Origin of the sequence: Allorhizobium sp. Av2 (assembly GCF_021462805.2) — a bacterium.
GTDB lineage: Bacteria > Pseudomonadota > Alphaproteobacteria > Rhizobiales > Rhizobiaceae > Allorhizobium > Allorhizobium vitis_G.
The window spans coordinates 943,628-957,911 of record NZ_CP192697.1; the positions used below are offsets into that span (position 1 = coordinate 943,628).

Sequence of the window (14,284 nt, forward strand, 5' to 3'; positions counted from 1 at the left end):
GCCTTATACAGCAAGCTCAGGAGAACATCAAATCGACCATACCGGCACCATCCCGAATAGTTATCGGCGGTATCTTTCCGCCTGATAGAAAATTCCGGCCAATTTCAGGCAGCTTCTACCGGATGATCCTAAAAAGCGCAAATCATCCGGTAAATATTCATCTGTCAGTCAAGTGTCAGTTCGCGCAGGGCCGCCGCATCCCGTGCGGAAACATCGGGATAGTCAGGGTCGGAGCCGACATCGTAGGTGATCCGCCAGGAGCGGGCGCATTTGCGGCCTTCCGCCAGTTTCGGCTCAACTGAGACCGCACCCACATCTGACAACCGGAAGGACTCGGACGGACCTTCACCCTTAACCACCGAAATGGCCGAGGTGATGCAGATTTCGGCAAAATCCTGACCCTCAAGGGCGGCCATGAGATCCGCATCAGCAATATGCACGACGGGAGCCGCTTCCAGCGAGGAGCCGATGCGCTTGTCCTTGCGCTCCACTTCCAGCGCGCCGGTGACGACGCTGCGCACCTTGCGGATCTTTGCCCATTTGCCATCCAGCGGCTGGTTCAGCCACTGCGCCGGGATCATCGGGAACTGTTCCAGATGGACAGAGACCGCGTCCGGGCTGCGCGATAGCCAGGCTTCTTCGGTCGTGAAGGGCAGCATTGGCGCCAGCCACAGCACCATGCAATCAAACAGCTTGCGGATCACGAACAGCGACGCATGGCGGCGCGGCGAAGACGGCGCGTCGCAATAGAGCGCATCCTTGCGGATATCAAAGTAGAAGGCCGACAGCTCGACATTGGCGAAATCGGTCAGCGCCCGGGTGATCTTCTTGAACTCGAAAGCATCATAGCTATCGCGCACCAGCTGATCCAACTCGGCCAGCCGATGCAGCATCAGCTTTTCCAGCTCTGGCAGCGCGTCATAGGCAATGTCTTCGCCATGGTCATGGGCAAGCGTACCGAGCATCCAGCGAACCGTATTGCGGATCTTGCGATAGGCATCGACATTGGTCTGGATGATGGTTTTACCCAGACGCTGATCTTCCCAGTAATCGGTGTTCATCACCCACAGACGCAGGATATCGGCACCGGACTGGGCCATAACATCCTGAGGCGAAATGGTATTGCCGATCGATTTCGACATCTTGCGGCCATCTTCCGCCATGGTGAAGCCATGGGTGATGACAGCGTTGTAAGGCGCACGGCCACGGGTGGCGCAGGATTCCAGCAAGGATGAGTGGAACCAGCCGCGATGCTGATCCGAGCCTTCGAGATAGACATCGGCAGGCCATTTCAGGTCCGGGCGGTCTTCCAGCGTGAAGGTGTGGGTGCAGCCCGAATCGAACCACACATCGAGAATGTCACGCACCTGCGTCCAACGCTCTTGGTTTGGCACACCTTCGAGGAAGCGTTCCTTGGCACCGTCAGCAAACCATGCATCAGCGCCTTCAACCTCAAAAGCTTCCAGAATGCGGGCATTGACAGTCTCGTCTTGCAAGACCTCACCAGCCTCATCGGCAAACACGCAGATCGGAACGCCCCATGCGCGCTGGCGCGACAGTACCCAATCGGGACGGCCTTCGATCATGGCGCGCAGACGGTTCTGACCAGCAGCGGGCACGAAACGGGTGTCATCAATGGCGCCAAGGGCGCGTGAGCGCAGCGTGGTGCCATCACCCAATTCCTTGTCCATGTAGACAAACCATTGCGGCGTATTGCGGAAAATTACCGGCTTCTTGGAACGCCATGAATGCGGATAATCATGCTTGATCCGGCCACGGGCAAACAGGTTGTTGGCGGAGATCAAGGCCTTGATGACACGCTCGTTGGCATCACCCTTCTTGCCGTTGTCGTCCATCACGCGGGCCGCGCCGCCTTCAGCCGAGGGGCCAAAGCCGGGAGCGTCTTCCGTGTAGAAGCCCGCGTCATCGACGGTGAAGGGGATTTTGGACGAGATGCCACGGGCTTCCAAGGAGCGGGCAGCCGACATCCATGCGTCAAAGTCTTCGCGACCATGGCTGGGAGCGGTGTGGACGAAGCCGGTACCGGCGTCATCGGTGACGTGATCGCCGTCGATGAGGGGAACGGGGAAAGAATATGGCGGACGCAGATCATACTCTATGCTTTCGCCAGAACCTCCGGCTCTATCGTAGCGGATGTGGTTCGCCAAATTCGCGTAGAGTGGCTTCAACTCTTCTTTAAAGCTTTCGAAACCGCCGCCAAAGCCGCTCCCCTCTTCAATGATTATTCCATCAAGTGGACTTAGCGGATGGGCGCAGGAGATGGCACAAAGTTCTTCCGCCGTAACCTGACGAACGCGTTTGAACTCCAGCTTGGCCTTGGCAAACGCATCTGCCGCCAGCTTATCGGCAAAGATCAGCTTTTCGCCGGACTGCGGGCCGAAATCATTGGCAGCCTCGGTGACTTCATAAAGACCGTATTCGATCTTGGACGAGAACGAGATCGCACGGTTCCCGGGTATAGTCCAAGGCGTGGTGGTCCAGATTACGACGAAAGAACCATCTAGATCACCTGAAGCATTAACCACCGGAAACTTCACCCAGATCGTATCACTTTCAACCTCGTGATATTCCACCTCGGCCTCGGCCAAGGCGGTGCGTTCCACCACCGACCACATGATCGGCTTGGAGCCACGATAGAGCTGGCCGGATTTGGCGATTTTCAGCAACTCGCCAGCGATGCGGGCTTCCGCGTGGAAATTCATCGTGGTGTAGGGGTTTTCAAAATCACCTTCGATGCCGAGGCGTTTGAACTCTTCCGACTGTTTCTCAATCCAACCAGCCGCAAAATCACGGCATTCCTGACGGAATTCGTTGATCGGAACCTCGTTCTTGTCCTTGCCCTTTTCGCGGTATTTTTCCTCGATCTTCCACTCGATCGGAAGGCCGTGGCAATCCCAGCCGGGAACATAGTTCGAGTCAAAGCCGCGCATCTGGAACGAGCGGGTGATGACATCCTTCAGGATCTTGTTCAGCGCATGGCCGATGTGGATATTGCCGTTGGCGTATGGAGGGCCATCGTGCAGCACGAATTTTTCGCGGCCAGCGGCAGAGGCGCGGAGCTTTTTATAAAGACCCATCTGCTGCCAGCGGGCAACGATTTCCGGCTCTTTTTGCGGCAGGCCTGCGCGCATGGGAAACTCCGTCTGCGGCAGGGCCAGCGTGGCGGAATAGTCTTTTTTATCGGTGGTATCAGTCATGATCTAGCCATAGATGAGAGGCGGCAATGTTTGCGCCTGAAAGAAGAGAAAGTCGGTGACGGGGCGTGGCAGAGCACACGCCGAAAACCCGGACCCTCCGGCTGCTCCTAGAGCGCGCGGAAGGCCGGGCCAATAATTCGCCCGATACTACGGAAAGCTATGGTCAACCCGACTGTTCTCATGATGGCGTTTGTTTAAGCGGTTTCACACCGAAAGAGAAGAGGGAAAGAGAAGCGGCAAAACAACAAGGCGGCCAAGACCGCCTTGCCGAAATTCAATACCTGATCACGCCCGCGCCGGTACCTTGGCAGGGGTGATCAGGTTGACCACAACCGCCACGACAATATTGGCCACGAGCGCCAGAATGCCGGTATAGACGGTGAAATGCGTGTCACCGAAGCTCAGCGTATGCAGCGGCTTTAAGCCATTCAGCCAGACCAGCCATGTGCCGCCGACAAAGCCGACCACCCAGCCCGCCAGCAGGCCCGGAACCCGGAACCAGTTGGAAAACAGCCCGAAAATCAGCGCTGGCAAGGTCTGCAAGATCCAGACACCGCCAAGAAGCTGAAGATCCAGCGCAAATTGAGTCGGTAGGAAGACGATGACCAGCAGCGCCCCGACCTTGACCACCAGCGAGGTGATCTTTGCCACCTGCGCTTCACCGGCATGGGAAACATCCGGGTTGACATAGGCCTTCCAGAAATTGCGGGTGAACAGATTGGCCGCACCAATGCTCATCACCGCCGCTGGCACCAGTGCGCCAATGGCGATGGCGGCAAAGGCAAAGCCCGCAAACCAGCTTGGGAATAGCGACTGGAACAGCATCGGTACGATGTCATTGGGCGTTGCTGGCTTCAGGCCTGCCGCATGGCCCATATAGCCCAGCAGCGCCAAAAGCCCCAATAGCAGCGTATAGGCGGGCAACAGCATGGCATTCTTGCGGATGGTATTGGCACCGTTCGAGGCGAAAATACCCGTCAGCGTGTGCGGATACATGAAGGCCGCGAGCGCCGAACCGAAGGCCAGCGTCGCATAGGCCACGTATTGATTGCCGCCTAGCAACAGACCGCCGGAGCCTTTGGCCTGGAAAGCCGCATCAGCGCTGGCAAACACATTGGCATAGCCGCCAAGCTTCATCGGGATGGCGGCGACGGCAACAATCACCACGATGTAAATCATGATGTCCTTGACGAAGGCGATCAGCGCCGGAGCGCGCAAGCCTGCCGAATAGGTGTAAAGCGCCAGAATGATGAAGGACACCATCAACGGCACTTCGCCATGCAGGCCAAGCGCTTTCAGCACGGCGGCCATGCCAACCAGCTGAAGGGCGATATAGGGCATGGTGGCAATCACCCCTGTTAGCGCCACCACCAGCTCCAAGGCGCGAGAGCCGTATTGGCCATGCACCACATCGCCCGCCGTCACATAGCCATGTTCCTTGGCGCGCCGCCATAAGATTGGCATGACCAGAAACACGAAGGGATAGACAATAATCGTGTAGGGCAGCGCGAAAAACCCATAGGCGCCAACCGCATAGACCAATGCCGGAACGGCAATGACCGTATAGGCGGTATAGAAATCACCACCGACCAGAAACCAGGTGATCCATGTGCCGAATTTGCGCCCGCCAAGCCCCCATTCATCGATATGGGCCATGGTCTCCGGCCTGCGCCAGCGTGAAGCGACAAAACCCATGACGGTGACAAGTGCAAAGAAGAAGATGAAGACGGCCAGCGCCGTCGGATCGATCTCAGTCGTCATTGGGCATGCTCCTGTAGGCGATGTAAATCAGGAGCGATGTCAGGGGCACCCACATCAACTGGTACCAGTAGAAGAATGGAAAGCCGAACAATGAAGGCTCGCGAATATTATAAAATGGAACCCATAATAGGCCGATATACGGAATAACCAGCAGCCAGCAGGCCGCTGTCCAAATACGTTTTTGCATGAAACCCTCTCCCGCAAAAGCAGAGGCGCAACTGCATTGTGCGCCTCAAAGCCCGGCAATCATTTCCGATTCACAGCCGGGCTGCAACCTGAAACCGAAAGCCTTGCGGTCGAAAGAGAAGGAGCGGCCCGTCAGGCCGCAGGCGCGCGGATGTGGTCGCTGGTGAAGCGCCCCAGTTCCACAATCACCGAGGCGGGCGCACGGCAAATTTCATTCATGTGATGATCGCATTCGCTGGCGGCAAACCGCAGGGCGGCCTCTTCCGTTGCAAAAAGACCGCCAACCTGGCCTGCCCGGTCATGGACGACCCACCAACCATGATGATCCCGGCCAATGGTAAAGCGCGGCTCGGTCTTTTTGAAACGTGAAACTTTATCGAGCACATTGCTCATGACGATCATCTCCTGTGAAAAATCGGTTCCTACGAAGAGTCATTGAAAATGGCAGTTCATATTAAGAGGCCTTGGCAGAGGTTTTTGCAGAAACAGTGCCAAGAAGCGTGAGAGCTGCGCGCATCTGGAGCTCCGTCTCGATGCCGACAGGCGTCAAGGGCAAGCGCAATTCCGGACTTAAGCCCAGAATGACACTGAGCCCGAGTTTCGCGGCAGCGATCGGATGTTCGAGTTCCAAAGCTGCGAAAAGCGGCAAAAGCCTGTCCTGAAGCATCCTTGCCGCAGCGCTATTTCCGTAACGAAAGGCATTATGCATGGCGGCCACTTGCCGGGGGGCGATATTGGCGGCAAGCGAAAATGCCCCATGCCCCCCGGCCAGCGCGAAGGCAAGAGCCGTGCGTTCATGACCTGAATAGCAATGCATGCGGACACGGCAGGCAGCAGACAGTTGCGCCGGGCGCGCAATATCGCCAGTGCAATCCACCAGCCCAATGACCGAGGACAGGCGCGCCAGTTTTTCTGCCAGATCGGGCGTGATATCGACAGCGCTTCGTGCGGGGGCGTTGACGATGACCATCGGAAAATCCACGGCTTCCGCGACGGTTTGAAAATGCGCAAACAAGCCCTTCTGTGTCGGCTTGCTATAATAGGGCGTGACCAGAAGAGCTGCGTCGGCACCCAGCGCCTTTGCTTTGAGCGTCAGATCCAGCGTGCTGCGGGTGCAGTTGCTCCCCGTGCCGACGAGAACCGGAACAATGCCATTTGCCGCTTCGACAGCCGTGCGAATGACCGCGATCCGTTCGTCATCGTTCAGGTTGTAAGCTTCACTATTCTCTCCGCAGACCACGAGACCGGACATGCCGGATTGGATCTGCCAGTCAATCAGGCTGACAAGACCGGCATGATCGACTTCGCCATTTCGAAACGGAGTAACGAGATCAGCATAGGCGCCATCGGGCAAACGACGAGGCATAAACATAAAGGGCTCCAAGTGTTCAATAGAACTGGTCAGGCGGGCAGATTGGACCGGGCGACAGCGATCAGCGCCGAAAGAATGGCCGCCGCCCGGTCGCAATGCGTGGCAGAAAACAGCCGATCGGGCTCGCCGTCGCGCACAACGGCAACGCGGCATGACCAGCATCCTGCAGCGGCTTGCAAATTGCGAATTTCGATTTCTGGATTGGCCTTGGCTGCCAGCATCAGCACGGCATCGAGTAGCGCACCGGCGGCGGTCAGCGCGCAGAGCCTCGAATAAAGGCGCGGATCGCTCCGACAGGCCGCGAGCATCGAAAGCTCCCGCACAGCATCCCAGATGTGGTTTTCACGCAAATGAGACGCTTCGGATATGCGCTGAGAAAACGCTTCCAACGAATGTCGGGATTTGTGACAGTGACCCTCAGCGACTTTGTTGCCCAGCATCATCTTAACCTTTCAGTCCAAGCTGCTGCGTTCAGGCAATAATACCAAGGCTCGAAGATGCTGACGCATCCTCGCCTTGAAGGCATTGCAAATATCTCAAATGCATCAGTCGCTTGAGATATTTGCAAACGGAATACGAAGAGTCATCTTCAATGACTCTTCGTATAAGCGCCGCGAATACGGTCACGATGCTGACGATCAGGAATGCCAAAACCATGCTGTTTATCTGCGCCTGGTTTTTCCGAGTCCGCCTCTTGGCCTTGCGATGGGAGCGACGATGGGGAATGCAATAGGCATCCGGCTCGATCGAGGACACGCTAAAAAAGGAAGGGTCGTTGACGATCATGTTCATGCACTCTGTTGGTGACACAAACGATATAGGCGCAGGCGTATAAGTTCTCGATTGGGAATCCGGGAGCGCCATATAAATAAATCATAAAGACAGAGCCGGTCGCCTCCCGGCACGTCAGGCAATGGCATCAAAAGGCGATTTTTCGATCCAGTTCGCCAAGGGGCTTTACACCCGACAGCAATGCCTTTGCCTCTTCCGCATCCTGCCTTATCTGGGCGACCAGCGGATCGAGGCCCTCGAATTTCCACTCATCGCGCAGATGTCCGAAGAAGGAGACACCACAAACCTCGCCGTAGAGATCGCCGGAAAAGTCGAAGACAAAGGTTTCAAGCAGGGCCGCACCATTGTCCGTTACCGTTGGACGATAACCAAAACTGGCGACACCATCATGCAGCGAACCATCGGCCCGGCGCAGGCGCACGGCATAAATGCCGGGACGCAAAGTGGTTTTGGGTGAGAGCGCCATGTTGGCAGTGGGAAAGCCCAGCGTGCGGCCAAGCTGCTGGCCCTTGATAACCTCGGCTTCGACCGTGAAGCGATAGCCGAGCAGGCCAGCCACGTCGCTGATCGCACCCTCGGCCAACAGACCACGAATACGGGTGGAAGAAACCACCTCGGCATTTTCATCGCGGAAGGCATCGAGAAGTGTAACGCCAAAACCGTATTGCGCGCCCATCTCCATCAGGAAGGCCGGGCCGCCTTCGCGCCCCTTGCCGAAATGAAAATCGAAACCCGTCACCACTTGGGCAGCCCCCAGCCAGTCCACCAGCACGGTCTTGACGAAATCCTCGGCGGAACGCTGCGAAAATTCCCGGTCGAATGGATATTCGATCACCGACTGAAACCCCATCGCCTCCAGAAGGCGGGCCTTGAGCGGCGCCGGGGTCAGGCGAAACACCGGGTCCTGTGGGTTGAACACCGCACGGGGATGCGGCTCAAAGGTCAGGACCAAGGCGGGAACGCCGCGTTGCTGTGCCAGCTCCAGCGCGCGGTCGAGTACGCTTTGGTGGCCGCGATGCACGCCATCGAAATTGCCAATGGCAACAACCCCGCCCTTCAGGCTGTCGGGCAGCGGTGTCTTCTTCTCATTGCGGTGAAAAACAGTCATTGTTGTTGTCTCAAGCCAACCGGGGCATCCACCACTTTGGTGTTGCCGCCTCTCGCTCCAGGTAAGCGTTCAGCATAGTCTCGTCTGTCTTGCCGCCCTTGGTGTATTCCGCCGCATGTATGCCGCCGCTAATATAGAGAAGATCAAGGCCGAAGCTAAGCGCGCCCTTCACGTCGGTCGGCATGCCGTCGCCGATGGCGATGATACGGCTGCGGTCAATCGCATTGCCCCGTATTTCCTGCGCTTTCGCCAGGGCCGCCTCATAAATCGGGCTGTGCGGCTTACCAGCATAACGGGTTTCACCACCCATTTCAGCGTATATCGCGGCCAATGCGCCAGCACAGGGGACGAGCCGATGGCCACGCTCCACGATCAGATCGGGGTTGGCAACAATCATCGGAAGTCCGCGTTGGTTCAAGCCGTCAAGCATTCCGCGATAGTCTTCCGGCTGCTCCTCTTCGTCATTGAACAGTCCCGTGCAAATAATGGCGTCGGCCTCGTCTGCCGGAACCAGTTCAACATCGAGCCCCTGAAACAGCGACAGATCCTGGCTCTGCCCGATCAGAAAAGCGCGGCGTGGGGCTTTTTCAATCAATTTTCTCGTCACATCACCGGAAGAAACGATAGCGTCATAGGCCGTTTCCGGGACGCCGATTTGATCAAGCATTATCTTCACACGGTCTGACGGCCGTGAGGCATTGGTAATGAGCACGACGGAAACGCCATCGGCACGGGCCTGCGACAGGGCCTCTCCTGCCGCCGGAAAAGCATCGATTCCATTATGCAAAACGCCCCAGACATCCGACAGGATGACATCGTAACCCTGGGTGATTTCATTGAGCGTATCGATAGGTTTTGCCATGGAATCCGTTGCCTGCTGAAAGAACTGGGGCTGACATGGCAAAGCTGCGCTGCAATTGCAAGAGATTTGCCGGAATGGCCGGGTTTTCAGCGACGTTCCGACGCTGATCACACGGCTTCAAGATTCCACAGCACTCCAGCCACAGCCGTCAGCCCCAACACGGTTACCATGCCGATCTTCAACCGTATCAAGAGAAGCGCCGAGCCTGCGAACAAAAGCAGAGACGGGATGTCGAGCGAAGCAAGGTGCGGCCACCAGAGGCCTGGAGCCCGCTCGCCCGGCCATAAGGTGCTGAACGGAATGCGGCCCACTTTCGCAAACAGCACATGCAGCCCGAACCAGACCGCGAGATTGCCGATCACCCCGACCACAGCGGCGGTAATGGCCGAAAGCGCTCCATCCGCCAGCCTGTTACCGCGCAAACGCTCAATCAACGGCGCCCCGGCGAAGATGAAGACAAAGCTTGGCACGAAGGTCGCCCAAGCCGTCAGCAGCGCCCCGGCCACGCCCGAGATCAGTGGCATTACACTATCCGCATCACGAAACGCCGCGAGGAAGCCGACAAAGGATAGGACTAGGACCAGCGGTCCCGGCGTGGTTTCGGCTAGCGCCAGGCCATCGACCATCTCACCGGGGCGCAGCCATTGATAATGCTCCACGGCCACCTGCGCCACATAAGCCAAAACGGCATAGGCCCCGCCGAAGGTAACAAGCGCCATGCGGGCGAAAAACAGGAAGATCTCGGTGAGCCGCGCGCTGCCATCAAACAGCGCCAGCACGGCCAGCGGCGCCAGCCACAGGCCTACCCATCCGAGGAAAGACAGCGCCATATGCCACCAGTTCAGCGGTATTTTCACTGTGGCAGGCTCTGATATTGGGACGGGCTGCCCATAGGCGCGGATCAGCCCGGCCAGGGCCGCGAGCAGGACGACGACAGGAAAGGGTAGCGCCAGACAAAACAGCGCGAGAAAGGCGAATACTGCGACAAGCCGGTGAAAGGTTGATTTCAGCGCCCGACCGCCAATGCGGAGCAGCGCTTGCAGGACGATCGCCAGCACCGCAGCCTTCAACCCGAAAAACAGACCCGAAACCCAGGCAATGTCGTGGTAGAGCGCATAGGCCGCAGAAAGACCGATCATCACCGCCAGGCCAGGCAAGACGAAAAGCAACCCGGCAATCAGCCCACCACGAATTCCGCCGTTCAACCAGCCGATATAGGTGGCGAGCTGTTGAGCCTCAGGCCCCGGCAAAAGCATGCAGTAATTCAACGCATGCAGGAAACGCGCTTCGGTAAGCCAGCGTTTTTCATCGACGACGATACGATGCATCAGGGCGATCTGTGCGGCAGGACCACCAAAGCTCAACAGGCCGACCGACCAGAATGCGGCACAGATCGTCCCCAATGGCACAACCGGAACATGCTCTTGCCCTTTTGCCATGTCAGAGAGTTCCGTCATGCGCCCGTCGTCCCTTTAAGGCATATATTTTTTGAACGGCGTCCTTGACTCAGTCAGAGGCCGTGCTTATCTCAGGCTCGCTAGCACTCAAACAGACAGAGTGCTAACAATATCCATGCGGGGCCGTTTCGGCCCGCGAATGTCATTTGATCGAGGGATTAGACAATGGCAAGCACCAATTTCCGCCCGCTGCACGACCGCGTTGTTGTTAAGCGCGTTGAGTCCGAAGAAAAGACAAAGGGCGGCATTATCATTCCTGACACCGCCAAGGAAAAGCCAGCTGAAGGCGAAATCATCGCTGTCGGCCCAGGCGTTCGCGACGACAAGGGTGCGCTCGTTGCCCTGGACGTCAAGGTTGGCGACCGCGTTCTGTTCGGCAAGTGGTCCGGCACCGAAGTCAAGCTCGATGGCGTTGACCTGCTGATCATGAAGGAAGCCGACATCATGGGCGTAATCGGCTGATTTAGCCTGATCACCCCTTCTTCCTTTTAGACAATTCACCAATGGGTTAGACACCCGGGAGTTTGAAAAATGGCTGCTAAAGAAATCAAGTTTGGCCGCACTGCGCGCGAAAAGATGCTGCACGGCGTTGATATCCTCGCTGACGCTGTCAAGGTCACGCTCGGCCCCAAGGGTCGTAACGTTATCATCGACAAGTCGTTCGGCGCTCCGCGCATCACCAAGGACGGTGTATCGGTTGCCAAGGAAATCGAACTGGAAGACAAGTTCGAAAACATGGGCGCCCAGATGGTTCGGGAAGTTGCTTCCAAGACCAACGACATCGCAGGCGACGGCACCACCACGGCTACCGTTCTGGCCCAGGCTATCGTGCGCGAAGGCAACAAGGCTGTTGCTGCCGGCATGAACCCAATGGACCTGAAGCGCGGCATCGATCTGGCTGTTGCTGAAGTTGTGAAGGACCTTCAGGCCAAGGCCAAGAAGATCTCCACTTCTGAAGAAGTTGCTCAGGTTGGCACGATCTCTGCAAACGGCGACACGCAGGTCGGTAAAGACATTGCTGAAGCCATGCAAAAGGTTGGCAACGAAGGTGTTATCACCGTCGAAGAAGCCAAGACCGCTGAAACCGAACTTGAAGTCGTTGAAGGCATGCAGTTCGACCGCGGTTACCTGTCGCCTTACTTCGTCACCAACCCTGAAAAGATGGTTGCTGACCTGGAAGACGCATACGTTCTGCTGCACGAAAAGAAGCTCTCCAACTTGCAGGCTATGCTGCCAGTTCTGGAAGCTGTTGTGCAGACCGGTAAGCCACTCGTCATCATCGCTGAAGACGTTGAAGGCGAAGCTCTTGCAACGCTGGTTGTTAACAAGCTGCGTGGCGGCCTGAAGATTGCTGCTGTCAAGGCTCCTGGCTTCGGCGATCGCCGCAAGGCTATGCTGGAAGACATCGCTATCCTGACCGGTGGTACTGTTATTTCCGAAGACCTCGGCATCAAGCTCGAAACTGTCACCCTCGACATGCTCGGCCGCGCCAAGAAGATCTCCATCACCAAGGAAAACACCACCATCGTTGATGGCGCTGGTCAGAAGTCCGACATCGAAGGCCGCGTTGCCCAGATCAAGGCTCAGATCGAAGAAACCTCTTCTGATTACGACCGCGAAAAGCTTCAGGAACGTCTGGCCAAGCTGGCTGGCGGCGTTGCCGTAATCCGCGTTGGCGGCTCTACGGAAATCGAAGTCAAGGAACGCAAGGACCGCATCGACGACGCTCTGAACGCAACACGCGCTGCTGTTCAGGAAGGCATCGTTCCTGGCGGCGGTACAGCTCTGCTGCGCTCCTCCACCAAGATCACCGTTAAGGGTGTAAACGACGACCAGGAAGCTGGCATCAACATCGTTCGCCGCGCTTTGCAGTCCCTGGTTCGCCAGATTGCAACAAACGCTGGTGACGAAGCTTCGATCATCGTTGGCAAGATCCTCGACAAGGACAACGACAACTACGGCTACAATGCCCAGACCGGCGAGTTTGGTGACATGATTGCCATGGGTATCGTTGACCCGGTTAAGGTTGTTCGCACAGCTCTGCAGAACGCAGCTTCGGTTGCTTCCCTGCTGATCACCACGGAAGCCATGATTGCTGAACTGCCGAAGAAGGATTCGGCTGGCGGCGGCATGCCTGACATGGGCGGCATGGGTGGCATGGGTGGCATGATGTAATAAGGCGCAAGCCTTATTACTGAAGACCCCTTGCAGCCTGGCCTATGCTCTTTAAGTCGTTCAGCGCGTCAAGCGCGCTGAACTGGCGGCATGGGCGGTATGATGTAATAACGCGGAAGCCTTATTGCTCAAACGCTTGATACAGTTCAGACTCTCTACAAGGGCGGCTTTTAAAGTCGCCCTTTTGCTGTTTAAAAGGACTTACGCCCGCGTGTCCGAAAAAGATTTTTTTGAATATTGCTTCACCTGTTGTTGAGGGCGCGAGCAATCCACAGCGCAACTTGAATGCCATCATCGGATGGAGCCAAGAGTAGCTTTCTGGCCATTTCGACTGAGGATACTGCCAGGGATGCTGGATTTATTATTTTTCTTCGGCTTCCTCATGAAATAGAAAATCCATTTCATTTAAAAGAACGCTTAAATTTAACTTTTTTTTACCAATTTTCCTCAGTATATGAATCACATTCATTATTTATAACGCATGGCACGCTGAAGCCCGCTGCAATGTTTTGAAGGTGGGGCATTGTCGCACGGAAAAAACGCGAGCTTCAGAAGAAAAGAATAAGCGTGAGATCCGTGAAAGTTTGACGTAGCCGTTCGTCCTTGGCTGCAAAAACGCATCCTGCTTTTGCGGCATTGGTCTCGAAAAGAAGAAGCCCAGATCAATATTTGGATCGTGCCGGTTGAACAATACGTCTGATGGGGAATGTCTTGTTTAAAATTGCGGGATTGACGCAAACGGCAGACGCCGAAGAGATTGCCGATAACAACGGCATCGGCAGTTGGACCTTGCCTTACGGCCTTATCGAGAAATGGTCGGGCGACCTTAACAATGGCGTGGTCAAAATTGGCGCAAAAACCGCGAAATTTCATGGCTTGAGTAGCCAGGAATGTGGCCTTCTGACGATCACCCGCTGCTATGACTATAAGGATAGGGTGTCTATTCTCGAAATATTCGAAAAGGCAGCCAGCACAGTGTCCTCTTTTTACTATTCCACCGTAATCGTCAAAAGCCTTTCGACCAAACAACCGGTCTTTTGCATGGGAAAGTCCTGTGCGCTCGGCAGCCATAATGGCTCGATTGCTGGCGTGTTCATTTTCCCGGCTCTGTCGTGAAGCAGGCTTGTAAGAGCGGTCATTGAAGATGACGCGTCCCATTTCACCTTCAAACATCTCAAGCCTCTGATGTATTTGAGTATCTAATTCATTCAAGGCGAAGGTACGTGATCATTATCGATGCTTGTCGCGTCAGCATGGCGCCGGCGAATGTTGGTCATGTGTGGCCTGAATGCGCACCCTACCCGAACGGGTGGGGTTGGGTCTCGCAATCCTACTCTTCTGGCAGGCTGGTCG

At 56.3% G+C, this 14,284-nt stretch carries 13 protein-coding genes; 3 read left to right on the plus strand and 10 right to left on the minus strand.

What is annotated here, in order from left to right:
• Positions 1-164: 164 nt before the first annotated feature.
• The 10 genes from ileS to chrA form a co-directional block, all read right to left on the minus strand.
• A complete protein-coding gene (gene ileS / locus FS819_RS21985; protein ID WP_156550316.1) occupies positions 165-3,218 on the minus strand; it encodes an isoleucine--tRNA ligase in 3,054 nt (1,017 codons plus the stop codon).
• Between the two features lie 285 nt (positions 3,219-3,503).
• Entirely contained in the window at positions 3,504-4,979 is a 1,476-nt protein-coding gene (gene mctP / locus FS819_RS21990) for a monocarboxylate uptake permease MctP (RefSeq protein ID WP_156550315.1), read from the minus strand.
• Positions 4,969-5,166 (minus strand): DUF3311 domain-containing protein, encoded by a 198-nt coding sequence (locus FS819_RS21995; protein WP_156550314.1) that lies wholly within the window; start codon positions 5,164-5,166, stop codon positions 4,969-4,971. Before FS819_RS21995 ends, mctP begins: the two co-directional genes overlap by 11 nt.
• Positions 5,167-5,297: 131 nt before the next feature.
• Positions 5,298-5,558, minus strand: a complete 261-nt coding sequence (locus tag FS819_RS22000; protein WP_409050097.1) for a hypothetical protein — start codon at positions 5,556-5,558, stop codon at positions 5,298-5,300.
• Positions 5,559-5,619: 61 nt separating this feature from the next.
• A complete protein-coding gene (gene dapA, locus FS819_RS22005; RefSeq protein ID WP_197434166.1) occupies positions 5,620-6,537 on the minus strand; it encodes a 4-hydroxy-tetrahydrodipicolinate synthase in 918 nt (305 codons plus the stop codon).
• A 29-nt stretch (positions 6,538-6,566) separates the two neighbouring features.
• Positions 6,567-6,845, minus strand: a complete 279-nt coding sequence (locus tag FS819_RS22010) for a hypothetical protein (RefSeq protein ID WP_197434167.1) — start codon at positions 6,843-6,845, stop codon at positions 6,567-6,569.
• 163 nt (positions 6,846-7,008) lie between these two features.
• Positions 7,009-7,323 (minus strand): hypothetical protein, encoded by a 315-nt coding sequence (locus FS819_RS22015; RefSeq protein WP_156550311.1) that lies wholly within the window; start codon positions 7,321-7,323, stop codon positions 7,009-7,011.
• Positions 7,324-7,456: 133 nt separating this feature from the next.
• Positions 7,457-8,437: a bifunctional riboflavin kinase/FAD synthetase gene (locus FS819_RS22020; protein WP_156550310.1), complete on the minus strand. Its 981-nt coding sequence runs from the start codon at positions 8,435-8,437 to the stop codon at positions 7,457-7,459.
• A 10-nt stretch (positions 8,438-8,447) separates the two neighbouring features.
• On the minus strand, positions 8,448-9,299 hold the full coding sequence (locus FS819_RS22025) for a TIGR01459 family HAD-type hydrolase (protein WP_156550309.1): 852 nt from the start codon (positions 9,297-9,299) through the stop codon (positions 8,448-8,450).
• 107 nt (positions 9,300-9,406) lie between these two features.
• Positions 9,407-10,756: a chromate efflux transporter gene (gene chrA / locus FS819_RS22030; RefSeq protein WP_234624837.1), complete on the minus strand. Its 1,350-nt coding sequence runs from the start codon at positions 10,754-10,756 to the stop codon at positions 9,407-9,409.
• A gap of 165 nt (positions 10,757-10,921) precedes the next feature.
• Between chrA and groES the strand changes: the two genes are divergently transcribed.
• From groES to FS819_RS22045, 3 genes are all read left to right on the plus strand, one after another.
• A complete protein-coding gene (groES, locus tag FS819_RS22035; protein ID WP_060717088.1) occupies positions 10,922-11,218 on the plus strand; it encodes a co-chaperone GroES in 297 nt (98 codons plus the stop codon).
• A gap of 69 nt (positions 11,219-11,287) precedes the next feature.
• Entirely contained in the window at positions 11,288-12,931 is a 1,644-nt protein-coding gene (gene groL / locus FS819_RS22040) for a chaperonin GroEL (RefSeq protein ID WP_012654128.1), read from the plus strand.
• 711 nt (positions 12,932-13,642) lie between these two features.
• The gene (locus FS819_RS22045; RefSeq protein ID WP_234624836.1) at positions 13,643-14,047 is read left to right on the plus strand and encodes a hypothetical protein; all 405 of its coding nucleotides are present in this window, start codon (positions 13,643-13,645) and stop codon (positions 14,045-14,047) included.
• Positions 14,048-14,284 lie beyond the last annotated feature (237 nt).